Annotated in this window: 17 protein-coding genes; 10 read left to right on the forward strand and 7 right to left on the reverse strand. The window is 49.8% G+C overall.

What is annotated here, in order from left to right:
* The first annotated feature begins 142 nt into the window (after window positions 1–142).
* Genes K2F33_RS21190 through K2F33_RS21200 form a run of 3 tightly spaced genes read left to right on the forward strand, consistent with a single transcriptional unit; the run spans window position 143 to window position 3,537 of the window.
* Window positions 143–1,696: a nitrate/nitrite transporter gene (locus K2F33_RS21190; RefSeq protein WP_263878479.1), complete on the forward strand. Its 1,554-nt coding sequence runs from the start codon at window positions 143–145 to the stop codon at window positions 1,694–1,696.
* Window positions 1,697–1,739: 43 nt separating this feature from the next.
* Window positions 1,740–2,756, forward strand: a complete 1,017-nt coding sequence (gene moaA, locus K2F33_RS21195; RefSeq protein ID WP_263878480.1) for a GTP 3',8-cyclase MoaA — start codon at window positions 1,740–1,742, stop codon at window positions 2,754–2,756.
* Window positions 2,757–2,811: 55 nt separating this feature from the next.
* Complete coding sequence (locus K2F33_RS21200) at window positions 2,812–3,537, forward strand: YwiC-like family protein (RefSeq protein WP_263878481.1); 726 nt, start codon at window positions 2,812–2,814, stop codon at window positions 3,535–3,537.
* Between the two features lie 148 nt (window positions 3,538–3,685).
* Here K2F33_RS21200 and K2F33_RS21205 read toward each other — a convergent pair whose 3' ends face one another.
* Complete coding sequence (locus K2F33_RS21205; protein ID WP_263878482.1) at window positions 3,686–4,579, reverse strand: ketopantoate reductase family protein; 894 nt, start codon at window positions 4,577–4,579, stop codon at window positions 3,686–3,688.
* Between the two features lie 160 nt (window positions 4,580–4,739).
* Here K2F33_RS21205 and K2F33_RS21210 point away from each other — a divergent pair, with 160 nt between their 5' ends.
* The 3 genes from K2F33_RS21210 to K2F33_RS21220 all read left to right on the forward strand — a co-directional run bounded on the left by K2F33_RS21210 (window position 4,740) and on the right by K2F33_RS21220 (window position 6,461).
* Window positions 4,740–5,318 (forward strand): TetR/AcrR family transcriptional regulator, encoded by a 579-nt coding sequence (locus K2F33_RS21210; RefSeq protein ID WP_263878483.1) that lies wholly within the window; start codon window positions 4,740–4,742, stop codon window positions 5,316–5,318.
* Window positions 5,319–5,462: 144 nt separating this feature from the next.
* Window positions 5,463–5,915, forward strand: coding sequence for a MarR family winged helix-turn-helix transcriptional regulator (locus tag K2F33_RS21215; protein ID WP_263878484.1), 453 nt, complete (start codon window positions 5,463–5,465; stop codon window positions 5,913–5,915).
* A gap of 27 nt (window positions 5,916–5,942) precedes the next feature.
* The gene (locus tag K2F33_RS21220; RefSeq protein WP_263878485.1) at window positions 5,943–6,461 is read left to right on the forward strand and encodes a spermidine/spermine N(1)-acetyltransferase; all 519 of its coding nucleotides are present in this window, start codon (window positions 5,943–5,945) and stop codon (window positions 6,459–6,461) included.
* A 28-nt stretch (window positions 6,462–6,489) separates the two neighbouring features.
* Here the strand turns inward: K2F33_RS21220 and K2F33_RS21225 are convergent, their stop codons facing one another.
* Window positions 6,490–8,070: an MFS transporter gene (locus K2F33_RS21225; protein ID WP_263878486.1), complete on the reverse strand. Its 1,581-nt coding sequence runs from the start codon at window positions 8,068–8,070 to the stop codon at window positions 6,490–6,492.
* A 467-nt stretch (window positions 8,071–8,537) separates the two neighbouring features.
* Between K2F33_RS21225 and K2F33_RS21230 the strand changes: the two genes are divergently transcribed.
* The gene (locus K2F33_RS21230) at window positions 8,538–9,500 is read left to right on the forward strand and encodes a hypothetical protein (RefSeq protein WP_263878487.1); all 963 of its coding nucleotides are present in this window, start codon (window positions 8,538–8,540) and stop codon (window positions 9,498–9,500) included.
* Between the two features lie 88 nt (window positions 9,501–9,588).
* On the opposite strand, the gene K2F33_RS21235 is transcribed toward K2F33_RS21230, so the two are convergent.
* Entirely contained in the window at window positions 9,589–10,764 is a 1,176-nt protein-coding gene (locus K2F33_RS21235; protein ID WP_263878488.1) for a serine hydrolase domain-containing protein, read from the reverse strand.
* 208 nt (window positions 10,765–10,972) lie between these two features.
* On the opposite strand from K2F33_RS21235, the gene K2F33_RS21240 reads away from it, so the two are divergent.
* Window positions 10,973–11,113 (forward strand): hypothetical protein, encoded by a 141-nt coding sequence (locus tag K2F33_RS21240; RefSeq protein ID WP_163875666.1) that lies wholly within the window; start codon window positions 10,973–10,975, stop codon window positions 11,111–11,113.
* A gap of 228 nt (window positions 11,114–11,341) precedes the next feature.
* Window positions 11,342–12,739 (forward strand): FAD-binding oxidoreductase, encoded by a 1,398-nt coding sequence (locus K2F33_RS21245; protein WP_263878489.1) that lies wholly within the window; start codon window positions 11,342–11,344, stop codon window positions 12,737–12,739.
* 88 nt (window positions 12,740–12,827) lie between these two features.
* Here K2F33_RS21245 and dgoD read toward each other — a convergent pair whose 3' ends face one another.
* Window positions 12,828–13,976 (reverse strand): galactonate dehydratase, encoded by a 1,149-nt coding sequence (dgoD, locus tag K2F33_RS21250; RefSeq protein ID WP_076164573.1) that lies wholly within the window; start codon window positions 13,974–13,976, stop codon window positions 12,828–12,830.
* 231 nt (window positions 13,977–14,207) lie between these two features.
* Window positions 14,208–15,107, reverse strand: coding sequence for a helix-turn-helix transcriptional regulator (locus K2F33_RS21255; RefSeq protein ID WP_263878490.1), 900 nt, complete (start codon window positions 15,105–15,107; stop codon window positions 14,208–14,210).
* A gap of 167 nt (window positions 15,108–15,274) precedes the next feature.
* Between K2F33_RS21255 and K2F33_RS21260 the strand changes: the two genes are divergently transcribed.
* Entirely contained in the window at window positions 15,275–17,872 is a 2,598-nt protein-coding gene (locus tag K2F33_RS21260; RefSeq protein ID WP_263878491.1) for a glycoside hydrolase family 38 N-terminal domain-containing protein, read from the forward strand.
* A gap of 196 nt (window positions 17,873–18,068) precedes the next feature.
* Here the strand turns inward: K2F33_RS21260 and nspC are convergent, their stop codons facing one another.
* A complete protein-coding gene (gene nspC, locus K2F33_RS21265) occupies window positions 18,069–19,196 on the reverse strand; it encodes a carboxynorspermidine decarboxylase (protein ID WP_263882410.1) in 1,128 nt (375 codons plus the stop codon).
* A 1-nt stretch (window position 19,197) separates the two neighbouring features.
* Window positions 19,198–20,436, reverse strand: coding sequence for a saccharopine dehydrogenase family protein (locus K2F33_RS21270; protein WP_076164580.1), 1,239 nt, complete (start codon window positions 20,434–20,436; stop codon window positions 19,198–19,200).
* Between the last annotated feature and the right edge of the window lie 562 nt (window positions 20,437–20,998).

Below are 20,998 nucleotides of genomic sequence, written 5' to 3' on the forward strand. Positions count from 1 at the left end.
GTGTTCCAGCCACAGAATATAGGGAAGTTCCCCTGACGAATTCAGGGAACTTCCCTATTATCTTTGTGAATATCGTCACGTACAATAAGGCATGGGGATCAATGAAGTCAGCCATTTATCATGTTCAGAAAAGGTGGTTGAAATGATCAAAAAAGCGCAGCTGCCGCTGCAGACGATGAATTTGGTGCTTGGATTTATGGTATGGGTCATCATTTCCGCATTGCTGCCGTTCATTCGGGAGGACATATCCATCCCGGCGGACCGGCTGGCGATCCTGACCGCGATCCCGGTGGTGCTGGGCTCGGTGCTCCGTTTGCCGCTGGGATACTACGCCAACGTCCTGGGCGCACGGATCGTGTTTATCGCAAGCTTTATTCTGCTGCTGTTCCCGGTTTATTTTATCAGCACGGCCACATCCTTTACGCATCTTGTGATCGGCGGCCTGTTCTTGGGTATCGGAGGAGCCGTCTTCTCGGTCGGTGTCACCTCGCTCCCTAAATATTATTCGAAAGAAAAGCTGGGCTTGGTCAATGGAATTTATGGAATGGGCAATGTCGGTACAGCCATTACCACCTTTGCCGCACCTGTCGTTGCTACGCAAATCGGGTGGGAGCGTACCGTCCAGCTGTATTTAATTCTGCTGCTCGCGTTTGCGGTGCTGAACGTATTCTTGGGTGACCGCAAAGAAACGAAGGTCAAAACGCCGCTCATGGAGCAGATCAAAGGCGTCTATAAAAACGATAAGCTGTGGTATTTTTCATTGTTCTATTTCATCACCTTCGGTTCGTTCGTTGCGTTTACGGTTTACCTTCCCAACTTCCTGGTTACGAATTTTGAGCTGGCGAAGGTGGATGCGGGGATGCGCACGGCCGGTTTCATCGTGGTGGCGACCTTCCTGCGGCCGGTGGGCGGGTGGCTGGCGGACCGCTTTAAGCCGCTGTTCCTGTTAATGGGTGTATTCGTCGGACTTACGATTGCAGCCATCATCTTGGCGTTCTCTCCGTCGATCGGCCTCTATACCGTGGGTTGCTTAACCATCGCGGTAGGCGCCGGACTTGGCAACGGGATCATTTTTAAACTGGTGCCGCTGTATTTCAACAAGCAGGCGGGGATCGTGAACGGGATCGTGTCCATGATGGGCGGCCTTGGCGGCTTCTTCCCGCCGCTGATGCTTTCCTTCATTCATTCGGTGACCGGGCAGTATTCCATCGGGTTCATGGCGCTATCCCAGGTAGCGCTCGCCAGCCTCGTCATCGTTGTCTGGATGTTTTATCAAGATAAACTGGCCGTTTCCTCGGAGGTGTTCAATTCCACAGGGCAAGGCATTCTCGTGACGGACCTGAGCGGAAAGATCCATGCCGTGAACCCGGCATTCACGAAGCTGACGGGCTACACGGAGGAGGAAGTGATCGGCAAAAATCCGAGCATCCTGAAGTCCGGCCGTCAATCCGGTGATTTCTACAGCACCATGTGGGCGGAAATCAAGGAGCGGGGAAGCTGGCAGGGGGAGATCTGGAACCGTCGAAAAAATGGCGAGGAGTATTTAGAGTTATTAATCATTAATGCAGTTAAAGATGATGCCGGAGACGTTATCCAATATGTCGGAACGTTCAGCGATATTACGAACAAGCCTACAAACGACCGCTATGGAGGCGGAAGCTCAAAGCTGAAAAGCAGTCCGCAGCTGCAAGGATAAAGCGGGCTGAAGCATGTACGGCTATACGAAGGAGGAAGGAAACATGGCGGCGAACCCCCATTTGGATCAGCTGGCTAGACCGATGCGCGACCTGCGGATTTCCGTGACGGACCGATGCAATTTCCGCTGCACATACTGCATGCCGAAGGAGATCTTCGGGGATGATTATGCCTTCATGCCCAAGGAGCAGCTGCTGTCATTTGAGGAAATTACACGGGCAGCTAAGTTATACGCTTTGCTTGGCGTCCGAAAGATTCGCCTGACCGGCGGTGAGCCCCTGCTGCGCCGTGGACTTACCGAGCTCATTCGTATGCTTGCTGCTATTCCGGGGATTGATGATATCGGGCTGACGACGAACGGCCTACTGCTTGGGGGGCAGGCAGAGAGCCTCTATCATGCCGGGCTTCGCCGGGTGAATGTAAGCCTGGATGCGCTCGATCTGGAACGCTTCGGCCTTATCAACGGAAGGGGCATACAGCCGTCTGTCATTATCGCCAACATGGAACGCGCCCGTAGTATTGGAATCGAGGTTAGAGTAAATATGGTCGTGCAGATAGGTCTCAACGATCAGGAGATCGTCCCAATGGCGGCTTTTTTCAAAAAACTCGGCATCACGCTCTGCTTCATCGAATTTATGGACGTGGGAAACGACAACGGCTGGCGTATGCAGCAGGTGATGACGAAGCGGGACATCTTCGAACGCCTGGGTGGCGATGCCGAGCTGACGCCGGTCTCTCCGCGTTATCCCGGGGAAGTGTCCAAACGGTACCGCTACAGAGACGGGGAGAGCGAGGTTTGCTTTATCTCGTCCGTATCGGAGGCATTCTGCTCTTCCTGCACACGGGTCCGTTTGTCTTCGGACGGTAAAATGTATTCCTGTCTGTTTGCCTCCAAAGGGTTCGATCTCCGAAGCCTGCTGCGATCCGGCGCATCGGATGAACAGCTGCTTGCGGCCATCCGCGGCGTGTGGGAGAAGCGGGAAGACCGGTATTCGGAAGAGCGAACGGAACAAACGGCGATGAGCCGGAAAAAGATTGGTATGTCCTATATCGGCGGCTGAGCGGCCTGAACCCAAAGTCGTGAACAGCCAGCCATGGAAAAGGAGCAGAAGGCGTATGAAAAAAATAAGCATGGTCATTCCACGGGAGCACGGGGGCTGGGCGATGGTCAGCATTCCCTTTATCATCGGCATGATGGCGGCGAACCCCGTTCTTCTGCATCTCCCCTTGTTCCTTGCCTGGCTGTTCCTGTATTTGTCATCCTATCCGCTGCTGCAGGCTTTAAAAAAGACGACCAAGCGGACCTGGTGGCTTAAATGGGGGGCAGGTTATGCGGCGGTGGCCCTTCTGTGCCTCATTCCGGTGCTGCTTCAGGAGTTATGGCTGTTCTGGCTCGCTCCGGTACTTATCCTGCTTCTCGCCGTAAATATCTGGCATGTGCGGCGAAAGTCCGAGCGGGCGCTGCTGAACGATATTTGCGCCATTCTGCTGTTCTGCACCGCCGGCGCGGCGGCTTATCTGCTGGGTGGCGGAACATGGGGCAGGGAACTGGCGGAGGTTCTGCTGTACAACTTCCTGTACTTTATGGGAACCGTTTTTTTCGTTAAATCCGTATTTCGTGAGCGGAAAAATAAACGGTGGACCATCTATGCGAAGGTATATCATCTCATCGCGCTGATACTGCCGCTGCTTTTGCTCAGCCCTTGGATGTGCTTGCCATTTGTTTATCCGCTGATCAAGACATGGATGTACTCCGGCAAACCGTTAAAGCCGATGAGCGTAGGCATCATGGAAATTGTCGGTTCCGTGCAATTTGTAATTCTAACGCTGATCCTGCTGTAAGCGAAAAAAGCCGTCCGAAAACGCAGCAGTACCAAATTCATCTAAAATGCCTATTTGTTATGAAGAGCGGCAGACCAGGGCTCGTAAGTCCTAGACTGCCGCTTCTTGTTGCATGGGATTAACCGTAACCTGGCTAGCCGATCTGGTGTTATTGCCCCACAGAAAACTTTTCATGAAATTTCTCATCTAACAGCATAATTTCTGCTCTTTGACTGATAGCATGATCCCCGAGCATGACATCAATGATAAAATCATTGCTCAGCATCTGGCGGTACATCGCAGTAAGATCTTGTTCCGGCATTTCCCCCATGGCCTTCGTTTCGGTCGGTATGACCGGGATTCCGGCCAGCCCGACCAAGCGAAGATTTTGTTTAATATCAGCCGCGATCTTGCTGAGCGTGCGTTCGCTTCTTGCAGTCTCCAGATCGACCACACCCTCGTCCGTATAGAAATGCTTGTTGCCCACGGCAACCGCAGTATGCGAAACATGGAATGCATACATATCGTGTTGAATTTCATAATGCAAACCTGCCGTTTCAAGTATTTCGGCCAATTCTTTGACCCTTTCGCTCGTCTGTCCATTGATTTCACCAAAAATGGTCCCTTGATGTTTTTCCGAGCCGAATTGGGCGTATAGTACATCCTCTTTCATGTCTCCACCTGCCCCGGGAAATCCGGGGAGCAGCCGGTCACCCACGATATCAAGCCAGGATTCATAACTGACGGTGTTGGTCAAAGTGACAATCGTTTGGCTCTGGTTATTTTTGATCGCAGACAGGGCGGATTCGGCTTGATCAAACCGTACCGGAACAAAGATAAAATCGTAAATATCGTCGTCCTCAAGCTTCCCGATCGTCTTGATCGACATTTGTTTTATCGTGCCGTGATCGTTGTAACGCAGCCCGTTCTTTTGAAGGGCTTCGAGCCGTTTTCCCCGAGCTAACAGTGTGACATCCAGACCCGATTGGGCAAACCGGAGCGCGTATATGCTGCCAACGATACCTGCGCCAAATATTAAAAGTCTCTTTTTTATCGTATTCAACAATGATCTACCCTTTCCATGAATTAGTCAGAGATTGCTTAAGCAACATCTGTTGGGTAAGATGATAGTATGGCAAGCTTCTGATTTCAATCGGCAGATGAAGCGGAACGTTGCATAGACAACACATTTTGAAATTTGATGTTTTAACAGGAGGCTGGATATGGTAAATCAGCAGGATCCGAGGGTATTGCGCACACGCCAGTTAATCAGGGAAGCGTTCAGGGAGCTGCTCCGAAAGAAAGATTTTGATTCCATAACCATTAACGATATCGCACAAAGAGCAACGATTAACCGCGCTACCTTCTATGCGCATTATGAAGATAAATACGCTTTGCTGGAAGAAATCACGGAGCAGGCTTTTCGCGATCGAATTCCTGATCAAGTGCTGAATGCACGCGACTTTACGGACGAAATCTGTGACGGGCTGATCATGATGACTTACCACTACATAATGGATTTTTATCAGATATGCAGAATGGATTCCAAACCGATTGCATCGCTCGTCGATGAGAAAATCAAGCAGCTGCTGCAGCAATCCATTGAGAACATTTTACGGAGAGGGAATCTTCATTTTATGGAAGACAGACAAACGAAAATCATCTCGGCGATGACTGCCTCTGCGATTTATGGCGCTGCGCATGCTTGGTTAACGGTGGGAGAGAATGACCGAACCGATTTACTTGTGGGCATTGTTCGCCCCTATGTCATGAACGGCCTGGATCTGCCGAAAGCGCCTTAAGGTTACGCTCTAAACAATCTGATGTTGTATTTACTAATAACTACTTAAATCATTCGCACTTTTCATTTTGTTGCAAATGCAATAAAAATAATATAATATGGATCAAGAACGATTGATCAGTTGAAAAGGATGAGGAGCTGCCCAATGAAAGAAATTCTGCGTGAAATCGGAATGATTGCCAGGGCGTTGGATTCAATTAGCAACATCGAATTTAAGGAATATGAACTGACGAAAGGGCAGTATTTGTATCTTGTCCGGATTTGCGAGAGCCCGGGGATCATTCAAGAAAAGTTAGCCGAAATGATTAAGGTAGACCGGACTACTGCAGCCCGTGCCATACAAAAGCTTGAAACGAATGGCTTTATTGAGAAAAAGGCGGACGAGCATAACCGAAAGATCAAAAAACTTTTTCCGACGGAAAAAGGGCAATCGGTGTATCCTTTTATCCAAAGAGAACATGATCATTCGAATCGGGTCGCGTTAGCGGGATTTTCGGAAGAAGAAACAGATACCATTTTTCAACTTCTGCAAAGGGTTAGAAAGAATATCGAAGTGGATTGGGAATACGTCAAAAAGGGGAACAAGAGGGGTTATTGATTTTCGACAAAGGAGCCTTCGACTAACATGACAGTAAGCATAACCAAGTGCAGCCGTGAAGATTTACCGCGGCTCCGGGAAATCAGCATCGAAACATTTACGGACACATTTAAAGACCAGAATTCACCGGAGAATTTGAAAGCCTATTTGGAGAAGGCATTTAATGAGGAACAGTTGGAAAAAGAATTGGCTCATAGCTCTTCGGAGTTCTATTTCGTCTATTTCCAAGATGAACTTGCCGGATTGTTAAAGGTCAATATGAATGAAGCCCAGACCGAACCCATGGGCGATGATTCGCTTGAAATTGAACGGATTTATATTCGAAGCCAGTTTCAAAGAAAAGGGCTTGGCCAATATTTAATCAACCAAGCGATGGATATCGCTAAAACTCATAACAAAAAGAGATTGTGGCTCGGAGTTTGGGAAAAGAACGAGAACGCCATTCACTTTTACAAAAAGATAGGTTTTGTTCAAACCGGTGCTCACTCTTTTTATATGGGTGATGAAGAACAAACGGATTTTATTATGCAAATAGCCTTGGCCTAATGCCAAGGCTATTCTAGATCATTATTCATTAGAGCAGGGAATGCTCTGTTTCGGGAATACGTTCGGCTTGGACAGGTTGGTTCTCTCCAATCGGCCGTAAGTGACGGAACTGGATCGCGACCAAAACGATGATACCAAGCATGATGACTCCACTAACCGCTGCAATCGCGTGAAACCCGCCCATAAAAGCTTTGCTTGCCCCCTCGACGAGCGAAGTACCGGCTTCTACTGTGAGACTTTTTGCTGTCTCGATCGCCCCGGTCAAACTGTCGCGAGAGAGTTGTGCAGAGGATTCCGGGAGGTTGGCAGGGATCGAGCTCGTCACCTGGCTGCGGTATACGACGGTTCCGATGCTGCCCAAAACGGCAATGCCCAGCGCAAACGCAAATTCTCCGCTTGTTTGCAGCATGGCTGCGGCCGATCCTGCCTTTGCCGGCGAGACCGAGCCGATCACCAGATCGCTGGACAGGCTCGGTAATGGAGCAGCACCCAAGTTGAACAGCACATACCCGATGACAAGATAGGTGAGGCCGGAATCACTGCCCACCTGAGTGAGGAACAGACAGCCTGCCGCGGAGATCAAAAGGCCTGCTCCGATCAGGCGAGCCGGGCGCACCAGGCGTGCGGCAAGCGGTGAGAGTAACATCCCGGCCATGGAGGCGATGGCTCCGGGGAGCATAAATAACCCTGCTTCAAGCGGAGACAGCCCCTTTACGAATTGCAAATACTGCCCGATATAGAGCATCGTTGCTCCCGTAAATGTGATGCCGAACATGCCTCCAAGCGCGGAACTGAATCCCCGGTTCGCAAATAGATGCAGATCCAGCAATGGACTGGTCAACCTTTTCTGCCTCGCAATAAAAAATGCGCCAAAGATTAAGCCGGCGAATACAAGCAGTAATGGTACAATTTGCAGGCCGTATTTGGCAATTTGTTTAAGTCCATAGATGACCGGCAAAATAGTAAGCAACGACAACAAAACACTTGTTACATCCAGAGGGCCGGTTTGGGGATGACGATATTCCGGCAGCAGAACGGGTCCGGTAAGGACCAAAATCAACATGATGGGCAAGGAAAGCAGGAATACCGAGCCCCACCAAAAGTGATTTAACAGCATGCCGCCGAAAACCGGACCAAGCGCCATGCCGCCCATGGAGCACATCATCCATATGCCAATGGCGAGAGAGCGCTGCTTGGGATTGCGGAACATGCTGCTGATTAAAGCTAAAGTCGAAGGCGCGACCGTTGACCCGGCGATTCCCAGCAGCGCACGTGCTCCAATCAGAGTCCAGGCGTTTGGAGCAAAAGCGGCTAATAAGGACGCTGCCGCAAAAGAGATTCCGCCGATCATCAGCAGCTTCCTGCGGCCGATCCGGTCTCCCAGCGAGCCCATCGTGATTAGAAATCCGGAGAGCATAAATCCGTAGATGTCGATGATCCATAATTGCTGAGCGCTATCTGCGCCCAGGTCGGCGCTGATATGCGGCAGCGCGAGGATCATCACGGAGAGATCAATCGAGACCAGAAGGGCGGGCAGAGCCAGTACGGCAAGTCCGATCCATTCCTTTAGGCCGGCGTTCAGCTCATTGCTGTATGATGTGCTGCTCATTTTGAACCCACTCCTCGTCTTGCATCCTTAAAAAACGGTGTGCTGTGTTGAAGTTGCCGTTTCGTCATCATCATCGATCTCCCTTTTTATTTTTTTGCCGGCAATTGAATCTTAGGACATGACGCTGCGTAAGGTTCAAGGAGAAATTTTACATCTGAGTACCAGCTATGAAACGGGTCCGATGATGACAATACGTCTGAGGTAACGTTACAAGTATATTGCTTGTATCACAATAAACGGGGGGACGAAAGGATTAGGCCCAGAACTACTCTGATTTAGGACTATAATGACTTGAATGAGCAGGGATTCAGGTTAAACTACAATAGAACGATCCTTGCCGGAATTCCATTAAACAGCTGCTCTGTATTATGGAGGTTGGCAGGTAGGAAACTGATTTCATTCATACAGACAACATAACATCAATTTTATGGAGGTGTCCGTGTATGAAGTGGAGGTTTACAGAAAGGATGGCAGCGATAACCCAGATTTGGAGGAGCAGCAAACGTCTGACTTTATTTATCGCTATTCTTCTCTGCGCATCCATGCTGGTGCCTGTTGCAGCCAGTGCAGCATATTACAACACGTATTCCACCGTCGCCACGCTGGGCAATGCCAATGATTGCTATGCCGCTCAGGGATTTGCCGTGGGATCAACCTACGTCTATTCTGTAAAAGTCAATGGCGACAACAATAAAGCGGTCATTTATCGCACCAAAATGAGTGACGGTACCACAACGCTCATGACCAACGGGGATAACGGATCTACTTACGCAACCTATCTCGGCCATGCCAATGATGTCGTTCTCAGCTCCAACGACGGCAATTATTATATGTTCGTCGTCACCATGAACGCTGGCAGTATGAGTCTCGTGAAATTGAAATATGTAGGAACGACTTACTACAAAGTAGGCAATTACACTATTAAATACGATGGTGCAGACAAGGCGATGTCGGGTGTGAAAATTACGAGCAAAGACGCGAGCAACATAAACTTTTTATTCAAATCCGGACGAGCCTTGTACAGAGGTTCGCTGCCGCTAACCGCAACCAGTGGAACGATCAATGTCACGAATAGCTTCTCTCTGAATATTGAAGATGCCAAGGTTAACGGCAGCACGATATCCAATATCACTTCGTATGCTTTCCAAGGCTTCGGTTATTATAACAACACGATCTATGTTCCGATGACTTATAAAAACGTCAGTATTGTGCTCGTTTATCGTAATATTTCTACGGCTTCGGGTACTATCCAGGCGGATCCCAATCTATCGTTCCGCGTGACGTCTTCGGCATTTCCTGATCTGTTTGAAATTGAGGGCGTCGGAGTGGCGAACGGAGATAAGCTATGGTTCAGCACCAACCGAAGAACCGCACCCGGCGATACGGCGCATGACGGCGTGCACTATTTTAAAGATTTCAGCGCTTCCTGATGGAGAGCTGTCCACCTTTAGACCATTCTTCGTGAAAAAATAGAACCGCACATGGAGCTCTGCTCCCGTGCGGTTCTTTCGTTTGCCCTTACAAGGTGCTGAACACGATATTACGCAGCTTGCGCGTAATTGGCATCGTGCCGCCATCTTTTTTCTGGATCATAAACAAGATCGTCAGTCCGTCCCGTGGGCTGTTGCTGAAGTAAGCCCCCAGCCAGCCGTCCCAGCCGTATTCGCCCGGGCTGCCGATAAATCCGGCTTTTCCGGGATCGGTCATGATGCGCATCTGGTTGCCATAGCTGTGGCCGCGCAAGGTGTGCCACGTATCGAAGCCTTTTTGCTGCCACTCGGTTAATGCCGCCGACGTCATATATTGAACCGTTCTTGGCTTTAACAGTTGAACACCGTTGAAGCTGCCTTGATTCATCAGCATCGTCGTGAACTTGGCAGCGTCGTCAATCGTGGATGCCAGGCCGGCTCCGCCGGACTCGAATGCCGGATCACGGTCCAGCTGATGGGCGATGCCTAGGTGGCTGTGCGAGTACAGCTTTAAGCCGCCTTCGCCATCATCCTGATAGGTTTTCACAAGGCGCTGCCTTTTTTCTTCAGGCAGCCAGAATCCGGTATCCTTCATGCCCAGCGGCTCGAATATTTCCTTTTTCAAAAATTGTCCGTACCGCATACCGCTCACCGCTTCTACAACCGCACCAAGCACATCGGCCGACGTTCCGTACTGCCAGTACGAGCCCGGCTCGAACGAAAGCGGGATCTGGCCCAGGCGGTTCGCGAACTCCAGCGTGCTCATCGGGTTATCACCGTTCAACCGGCTGCCCAGCTCCTGGAACAATGCATCCGTTTGCTGTCCGCCTTGGTTGGTTCCGCCATATACTAATCCTGATGTCATATTCAATAAATCGTGAATGTTGACTTCCCGGCCGGCCGGAACCAGTTCGCCGTTTTTCTCAACCTGCTGGTTTTTGAAACCCGGAATGTAACGGCTTACAGGATCGAACAAATCGATAGCCCCACGCTCCAGCAGCATCATGATGGAGGTGGAAGTCACCGGCTTCGTCATCGAATATAACCGGAAAATCGAATCCCTTGTTATCGGGCGCCCCGACTCAAGGTCAGCTAATCCGTCTTCATGGTAAAAAACTTCGTTTCCGTCCTTGAGCACCATGAAGTTCGCGCCGGCGATCTCCTTGTTATCAATACTTGCTTTCAGCGTATTTTTCAATAAGTTGGTGATGTTTGGTTCCAGCATGCCTCTGATGACTCCTTCTCGAATAAGTTCACTGCAACGATTGCGGATTTGAAACAACTCGCTATTGAAAATATTAAGCGCTTTTGGAGCGGTTGTATAGTGCCGGGTTCAAAGCAATCTGCAAAAAGGACCCGATTTTAAGTTCGGATGAAGTAACAGGGTATGAAAACAAGGTCAGGCGCTCATGTTATGGATGGAGGTGAGCGTCATGACTGGAAGAAACAACAAGCCAAAAAACGATGGCCCTGCATCTTCGCCAGAACGGCTGGATCAATTTGGAGAGAAGCTGGCTGAAACCGGGGGAAATCAACCGATGAATCCAGGCAAGAAGAGTGGCAAGAACTGCTGAGTGAAGCAGTACCGCAAAAAAACGGCTTCCGTAAAGCGGAGCCGTTTTTCTTTCCTGCATGTTGATTCGCTAAATACACGACATCAGAGGTGACATGATTTTCGGAAAAAGCTAAGGTTACTATCCAAAGCGCCTATAAGGCGGATGCCGTTGCCAGGTCAATTGCCCCGACATAGGAATAAGCAGATGAGTACAGCTTACTCCATGATCGAGGATGGTGGACATATAATGACACAAAAGCGGAATACAGCCGGTACCCCATTGACCGGAAGAATCGTGGTGCCTGGCAATCCGTCTTACAATGCGGCCAGAATGGAATACAACAGGCGCTTTTCCAAGTTTCCACGGATCATCGTGTTTTGCCAACGAACGCAGGACGTTATCAACGCAGTCAAATGGGCTCGTGAGCGAGGCGTACGGTTTAGAGTCCGCAGCGGGAGGCACAGCTATGAAGGATTTTCGTCTGTTAATGGCGGGTTAATTATCGATGTAAGCGAAATGAATAGCGTGAAGGTGGATCGCAAAAACATGGTGGCCCGCATACAAACAGGCAATCCGCTTGCCCGTGTATACAGAAAACTGTGGAACAAGCGCGTAACCCTGCCGGGGGGAACGGCGCCAGACGTGGGCATTGCCGGGCTTACCCTGGGAGGCGGAATCGGGCTGCTCTCGCGAAAGTACGGACTTACCTGCGATAACCTGAAACAGGTGAAGATGGTTGTGGCTTCAGGACGGCGCGGGGCGAAGCCGATCATCGCCAACGAGAAGAAACATTCCGATCTGCTCTGGGCATCACGAGGGGGCGGGGGAGGGAACTTTGGGATTGCTACCGAATATACGTTTCGGGTAAGGCCCATCGAGAACGTCTCCATCTACAGCATCACCTGGAAATGGCGCGATCTGGAGAAGGTATTTCCGTCTTGGCAGCGCTGGGCTCCTGCGGTTACGAACCGCTTAACTTCAACCATCGAGGTCGCTGCGAAACAGGTGGGGACCATCGTGTCTACCGGACAGCTGCTGGGAAGCGAGGAAGAACTGCGGCGATTAATCCAACCTTTGCTGCAAACAGGAACCCCAGTAAAGGTGATGGTAAGGACAGTCCCTTTTATCGAAGCGACCCAATTTTTTGCCCAAGGGGATCTCAACCTGGAGCCGAAGTTTAAAATTACCGGAGCATTCGGGTTTAAGCCGCTGCCTCGCGAAGGCGTGCGAGTGATTCGTGATTTTCTGTCCAATGCGCCTAATCAGCACGCTACTGTGTGGTGTCAAAGCTTAGGGGGGGCAGGAAGTGCGGTAAGCCGGATATCCCCAACTGCGACGGCCTATCCACATCGGAAGGCAGAGACGGTCTATGAGCTGTCGGCAAGATGGAGGAACGACGGCGAGCAGCAGCGGAATATCCAGTGGGTGACAAGATTCCGCAAAGCGTTGCGTCCCTTTGTCAAAGGGGATTACGTAAACTTCCCCGATCTGCAAATCAAAAACTGGCCCAAGGCGTATTATGGAGTGAATGTTAACAGACTGAAGCGGGTCAAGCGGAAATATGACCCCCATAACGTATTCCGTTTTGCCCAAAGTATCCCGGTAGGGAAGAAGTCCCGCGGTCAAACTGAACACACTCGATAATGTTGAAACAAATAAAGATCGCTCCCCATCATGAGAGGAACGATCTTTTTGATTTGTTTATCTTTTGATGGGATATGCAATAGCGGTTCTACCACTCGGCTACGCTTCCGTCCTTGTGGCGCCACAGCGGATTTTGCCATTGATGGCCTATTTTCGCCATTTCGCGCACCTTTTCTTCGTTAATCTCGATCCCTAAGCCTGGGCCGTCCGGGATTTTAACGTAACCGTTTTCATAATGGAAAACAGCGGGATCGATCAAATAATCAAGCAGATCATTTCCTTGATTGTAGTGGATGCCTAAGCTCTGCTCCTGGATGAAGGCATTGTGGGCGGTGGCATCGACCTGTAAGCAGGCGGCCAATGCAATCGGACCTAACGGACAATGCGGGGCAGCCGCGATATCGTAGGCTTCCGCCATGCTGATGATTTTCTTGCATTCCGTGATGCCGCCGGCGTGGGATAAATCAGGCTGAATGATATCCACGTATCCGCCGGACAGCAGATGCTTAAAATCCCATCTTGAGAACATCCGCTCTCCCGTCGCAATCGGAGTGGAGGTTAACGATGCGATCTCTTTTAATGCTTCATTATGTTCAGGTAACACAGGTTCCTCTAAAAACATGGGTCGGAACACTTCGAGCTCTTTAGCCAGTACTTTTGCCATGGGCTTATGTACGCGGCCGTGAAAATCGATTCCGATTCCGATGTGGTTCCCGACAGCGGTCCGAATCGCCGCTACGTTTTCCAACACTTTCTCAACCTTGTCAAAGGAATCGATGTATTGTAACTCTTCAGTTGCATTCATTTTGACGGCTTGAAACCCTTTTTTCACACACTCCAGCGCCATTTGTGCCGTTTCGCTTGGGCGATCCCCGCCGATCCAGGAATACACTTTCATCGAGTCCCGGCAAGCGCCGCCGATCAACTGATAGACAGGTGCATGATAGAACTTTCCTTTAATATCCCACAGTGCCTGGTCTATGCCGGCAATCGCACTCATCAGGATCGGGCCGCCGCGGTAGAATCCGGCACGGTACATCACATTCCAGTGATCTTCAATGCGCAAAGGGTCCTTGCCGATTAAATAAGTCATCAGCTCCTCGACCGCCGTTTTTACCGTTGCGGCTTTCCCTTCAATAACAGGCTCTCCCCAACCCGCAATGCCCTCATCCGTTTCGACTTTTAAAAATAACCAGCGTGGTGGTACAAGGAATAATTCGTAACCTGTAATTTTCATTCGTAACCCACCTTATTCATATTTTTAATGAGCCGCAGAAAAGATTTGCTTTACGTTATCAGATCATCTCACCTCGCATCATGTCATTCCTGTTAGAGTCGAAATTTGCAAATTACGCTGCGATGAACTTGGCTGTATACCAAGAGTATACTAAAAAGTCCGCCCAAAGCGGTCTTTTTTTAATTAGCATTTCGAACAAGAGGGAGCGCGCTGGCAGACTCACGCCCCTGATTATGGTGCAAAAACTTCTACCTGCTTTAAGCCCTCGCTGATATAAGCTGCGCGGTACTCTTTTGGCGGCGTTCCCGTTAACTGCTTGAACAGCTTTGAGAAATAATGAACCGACGAGAAGCCGTATTTCTCGGAAATTTCCGTGATGCTCAAATGGGAGAACCGCAGATCATCTTTGGCACGGTTAATCCGGAAATGGTTCATATATTGCGTGGGTGATAAGCCGGTGGCCTGATGGAATTTTTCGAAAAAATAGCCGCGGCTGATGTGAAGCTCCCGGAAATATACTTCCAGCGGCTTCACGCTGCCGGTCATCAAATCCTGATCCAGCCGTTCTAAAAGATGAAGCATTCGGGGATCGGGGATATTGTTCTCCTTTAGAGCGAAGGTGAGGAAGTACTCCATGAACTGCTGGAAATTAGATTGAATCTTCAGGCCCCGATAATAGGTTCGCTCGTTTATGTATTCATTGTTATTAAAAAAAGTTTCAAATCCATCCATCCATATTCGCAGCTTGCTTACCGTCATCAATTCGGGAATCGGCACAGGAAACGCAGGCCCAATGAGCGAAGGCTGCAGTTGAGAAAGGTCGAAACAGATCATGTTGGGCGTCGAGAAGGCTTCTCTGCGATCGATATACGTCCAATCAAAATAGCAGCAATAGTGAACCATTGGCTCTTCCAAATCTGCATACCAGTCGTGAATCAACCCGGGAGGCATATAAACAAGAGAACCGGGAACGACCGGGTGGTCTTCTCCCCGAAAGCGAATGATGCCCTTACCCTCGCTGATCAGATAGAGCGATGAAGCGTAGCAAGTACGCGACAGGCTGTTCTGGCCTCTGGAAAATGGATATAGGCAGGCATGGTAGACGTAAGGATGAAGATTGGCAAAATCCATTACAGACCATCTCCTTTTCTCCGAAAATAGGCATGACGATTGTATAAAAGATATACGTTTCTGTAAATACGCAGCTCACAGAACTTGATACAATTTTTAAGAGATTTATCATTTAACCCTGAAGATGAAGGATGACGAATGCATAAAGTTTTAGGAGCGTGACAGGAATGGCGAAAATCAAAGAAATATTGTGTTTGCACCATAGTCACCTGGATATCGGCTACACGCATCCCCAGCCGTTACTGCTGGAGCTGCAGAAAGACTATATTGATGAAGCAATCCGGCTGTGTCTTCAATCGGAGCATGAGCCCGAGGACTCAAAATTCCGCTGGACCTGCGAAGCCACGTATCCCGTGATGCAGTGGCTGGAGACAGCCGCCTCTGAGCAAATTTCCGATTTCCGCAGATTGCTGCACAATGGACAGATCAGTATAGCTGCACTTCCGATGCATACGACGCCCCTTGTACATACGGATCAGCTTGCACGAATGCTTCAGCCGGTTCGCGAGCTGCGGGAGCGATTTGGCGTCTCCATCAAAACGGCAATAAATCATGATGTCAACGGGCAGCCATGGCCGCTCAGCCAGGTATTGCTCGATGCGGGGATCGAGTTTTATATTACAGGGATTAACGTCCATTTCGGGGGCATACCGCTGCCACGTCCTGCCGTGTTTAACTGGACAACCCCCGACAACCGCCAGCTGCTGACGTTCCTGGGCGAGCATTATTCGCTGTTCAGCCAGTTTTTCCACACGAGTCAGGATGATACCCAGCTCATGGCGCAAGGGATTAGAGACTATATTGATCGTCTGGAAGGGGAGGGTTATCCATATGACTTCGTATACTTAACGGCAACCAATCCGCCGCTGTATGACAATAACTGCCCGGACCCGAACCTGCTGTCGCTGATCCGCCGATACAATGCAGAAGGACATGACCAGAAGGTGATTTTCGCGACCCCGGAGATGCTTCTGGAACGGGTTCGCCGGATGCCGAAAGAACAAATCGAGACTCATTCGGGCGATTGGACAGACTACTGGAATTTCGGTGCGGGAAGTTCCGCGAAAGAAACTAAGATCGTTCGCCAAACGAAGCAAAATCTGAAGAAGGCTGATTTTCTTGAAGCGATCCAAGGGGCGCCAAACCTGCAATACACGAAAGCGAAAACCGAGGCATGGGAGCAGGCGCTGCTGTATGATGAGCATACCTGGGGTTCTTGGGGCTCGGTTAACCTCCCTGACCATCCGCTTTCGATTTCGATGCAGCTGCACAAGAGGGTGACGGCGTACAAATCGGCAGACCTGTCTGCTTACGTGTATGCCAAACAAATGGAAACGGTTGCAGGGAACCCCCTGCAGTCCGATGAGCCTGGCGGCGTTATGCTGGTCAACACCTCAAGTGAAACGCAGTATGCGGAGGTCAAGGTCCCTGAATATTACCTCGGCAGCGGTCGTCATTTAACCGCTTCGCGCGTCATGGATTTCTTGCCGTACATGCAGGAGGTACAGAGCTATAAATCGTATGGAACGGTAGAGATGGCGCCATTTTCGTGGAAAAAGATCCCGTTTGCCCGGTTAGAAGCCCGGCTGGCCGCCTCGTCCAACCGTATTTCGGTCACAGAAGGGAAGATCGAAACGCCATTTTACCGGATGACATTCAACCCTGTCAGCGGAAGAATTGTGCAGTTATTCGATAAGATACATCATTGGCCTATGCTCGACGAAAAGAGCCCATGGACGTTATTTGAGTTTGTTCAGGAGACGATCGACAGGCGCCACAATCCTGAGCATCGAAGCACCTTGTTCCCGCGGGATGTCGACAAAGGGAATCGCAGTATATCCGTCTGGAATCATGAATGGAAAGCAAAGCGTGCCGGTGCCAACCGGCTGCAAGCTTATTCGGTCGAACAAACCAGTGATTCGGTGACGTATGTCTTGGAGCTTGAAGCGCCGGGGGTTTCCCGGCTGGAACAGCGGATTACCTTTTCTGCCATCCATCCCCGGATCTGTCTTTCCGCGTCCATGAATAAATCGGATATAAGGACGCCTGAGTCGATCTATTTCGCCTTCCCGCTGCAGATGGATCAAGGCTGGCGCGCCCATTATGATACAGCCGGCTTGTTAGTCGAACTAGACAGGGAGCAGCTTGGCACCGCTTGCCGGGACTGGGTGACCGTTGACCAGACGGTATCCATCTATGATCAGCAGAAGGGGATCACCTTAGCCTGTCCCGATGCACCGCTCGTTCAAATCGGCGATTTTCATTTCGGCAAGGAGAGTAAGCAGATCGGCCGCCAGGAAAATCCGCTGCTGCTTGCATGGGCCATGAACAATTATTGGGATACCAATTTCTGGGCCAGTCAACCTGGAGAGATCGTTTTACATTATGAGCTAAGTCCGTTCGGGCAATTTGATCCCGTTGAGGCTTATCGTGCGGGCATAGCTGCAGCGGATCCTATAGCCATGAATGCGGCGGTGATGTGTGATCGGGAGGAAGAAGGGCAGTGGTTTAGCCAGTCAAGCGGTACGGTCGTCCTGCTATACGTGAAACCGGCTGTGGATGGGAATGGGTTTATTCTGACCCTGCGAAATGCCGGAACCGAGCCGTCCGAGTATACCTTTAGCGTAATGGATAGAGAAGTCGAGGCTGCCTGCTTGGTTGATCCCCTGGAGGAAGTGGTTCGCCAGATTCCAAGCAGCGGTAAAGATGCACAAATGATCATGCAGCCAGGGGAATTAGCCTATTTGAAGGTTATTCTTAAGTAAGTCTATACGAGGCTTTATCTTAAAAAGAAAACGTTAAACCAAAAAGCCTTAACCCTTGTGAGAGGGTTAAGGCTTTGTTTAAGAGATCAGAAAGTATAAGTTTCGGAGCTTCTGCTTCCTGATCTCGCAAGAAAAACTTCCTCTAGACGCGGTCTGTCTTCTTTGAAGGTACGTCGATAGACGTTTTTCTTATTCATCAAGCAAGTCTCATCTTGAAATCCTGATAGCCGAACTCGCGCACGACACGGCAGCTGCCGTCTTTCTCCTGCACGGCGATGGCCGGCAGCGGCATGCCGTTGAAGGTATTCGTTTTGACCATGGAGTAGATCGCCATGTCCTCGAATACCAATCGGTCGCCGCTCTGAAGCGGCTGATCGAAGGAGTAGTCTCCGATGACGTCGCCCGTAAGGCAGGTCGGACCGCCGAGCCGGTAGGTGTACGGCTTCTCACCGGCTTCGCCTGAACCGATCAGCGGCGGACGGTACGGCATTTCCAGCACATCCGGCATATGGCAGGTGGCTGAGGTGTCCACGATGGCGATCTCGATGCCGTTGCGATGGATATCCAGCACGGAAGTGACCATATAGCCCGCATTCAGCGCGATGGCTTCTCCGGGTTCGAGGTAGACTTCCAAGCCGTATTTGGATTGCATTCGAGTAATACAAGCCTCGAGTCTCGGAATATCGTAGTCGTCTCTCGTGATGTGGTGGCCGCCGCCGAAATTGATCCATTCCATTTGCGGCAGCCATTGTCCGAACTTATCTTCAACCGCATTCAGCGTGGTTTCCAAATCGTCGGAGTTCTGCTGGCACAGGGTATGGAAGTGCAGTCCCGTAACACCTTCAAGCAGTTCCGGCTGGAAATCCTCCTGCTTCACGCCGAATCTTGACCCCGGAGAACAGGGATCGTAGATTTCATGTCCCACTTGCGTCGAGCATTCCGGATTGATGCGAATGCCAACTTTTCTGCCGGCTGCAAGAGCTTTATCCTTATACTTTGCCAACTGGGAGAAGGAGTTGAAAATGATATGGTCGCAAATGGAAACAATTTCGTCGATCTCATCTTCACGGTAAGCGGGGGCAAAGACATGATTCTCTTTGCCCATTTCCTCATGGCCCAGCCGTGCCTCGAATAATCCGCTGGCGGTCGTACCGCTTAAGTATTTTCCGATAAGCGGGTACATCTCGGTCATGGAAAAAGCCTTTTGCGCAAGCACGATCTTGGCTCCCGTACGCTGCATGACACCGTTCAAAATGTTCAGGTTTTTCTCAATGAGTTCTTCACTGACTACAAAACAGGGTGTAGGTAACTCCTCGAACCGCATCTTAACGAACAAGCTCCGGCTCTCTTGCTTCTTCAGGCAAGGCGTCAACCAGCACCGGGTTAAAGTCTTCTACCCATGGCAGTCCCCATTTGTTCAGCTCTTCCATGAATGGATCCGGATCGAACTCTTCGACGTTGTATACGCCCGGTTTGTTCCATTTGCCGGTGAGGACCATCGCAGCGCCGATCATGGCAGGAACGCCAGTTGTATAAGAAATCGCTTGGGAGCCGACTTCTTTGTAGCACTCTTGGTGGTCGCAAACATTGTAGACATAGTAAGTTTTATCTTGGCCGTCTTTTTTTCCTTTGAAAATACAGCCGATGTTGGTTTTACCCACGGTACGAGGTCCGAGGGAAGCCGGGTCCGGAAGCACTGCCTTCAGGAATTGCAGCGGAATGATTTGTTTTCCTTCGAATTCGATCGGTTCGATGGAGGTCATTCCTACGTTTTCAAGCGCCTTGAGGTGCATCAGGTAGCTTTGGCCGAATGTCATGAAGAAGCGGATGCGCTTCAGTCCAGGGATGTTTTGCGCAAGGGATTCCAGCTCCTCATGGTACAGCAGGTACATATCCTTTTGGCCGACTTCAGCGAAGTTATACTCGCGTTTGATTTCCATCGGTTTCGTTTCGATCCATTCCCCGTTTTCCCAGTAGCGGCCGTTAGCGGACACTTCACGGATGTTGATCTCCGGGTTGAAGTTGGTGGCGAAAGGATAGCCGTGATCTCCGCCGTTGCAATCCAGAATGTCGATGTATTCAATTTCGTCAAAATAGTGCTTGAGCGCGTAAGCCGAGAATACGCCGGTAACACCTGGGTCGAATCCGCTGCCGAGCAGAGCTGTAATACCTGCTTGTTCGAAGCGCTCGCGGTATTCCCACTGCCATTTATATTCAAATTTCGCCGTATCTTCCGGCTCATAGTTAGCCGTATCCATGTAGTGTGTTTTGGTTGCCAGGCAAGCATCCATGATCGTCAGATCTTGGTAAGGAAGGGCCAGGTTCATTACGATATCCGGCTTCACTTCGTTAATCAGAGCGATCAGCTCATCCACGTTGTTGGCATCGACCTGTGCGGTCGTAATTTTGGTTTTTCCACCGTCAAGTTTTGCTTTCAGTTCATCGCATTTGGACTTGGTACGGCTGGCAATGCAGATTTCTTCGAAGACATCGCTGTTTTGAACGCATTTATGAACTGCTACAGATGCTACGCCACCGGCGCCGATGATTAGTGCTTTTCCCATTTTTCAATCAATCTCCTCATCCAATTCAATTTTTTCTGTAAAAACGGCAACAAAAAAGCAAGCGAAACACGCACCATGCGCATCACACTTGCTTGATATAGTCAAATAATAAGAAATTCCAATAAGCATGACCGGACAAACCCCTAGTGTGCTTATCAGTCAGCCATAAAACGTTACGTTTCATGGAAGGGCTCTTAATATTCAAATATACTTTGTTAGGATCAGAGTCTATATAGCAAATAATTACTTTTACCACTCTTATTGACCGTTTCACAAGTTGTGTGCGTCAGCACTGGTTATAAAGTTACCAACTTATAAAATTTGAGCTTTTAACTCAATCAATAAGGCAACGAAAGTTGCCAGTCGGCATTTGACCCGGCTGTCCGTATGGCCTTAACTTCCCGAGGGGAAGTGGTCAAAGTTTATCTGCTTGGAAAGATCCTAATATATCCGAATATTTCGCTTTCCAAAATTTACGCTTCTCCATAATAGCAGGATAGGCAATATTGAGCAAGAGGAAATTTAAAACAAATGAGATCGTTTTACACTGGACAAGCTCTGA

This window comes from Paenibacillus sp. PSB04 (genome assembly GCF_025809195.1).
GTDB classification, from domain to species: Bacteria; Bacillota; Bacilli; order Paenibacillales; family Paenibacillaceae; genus Paenibacillus_AQ; species Paenibacillus_AQ favisporus.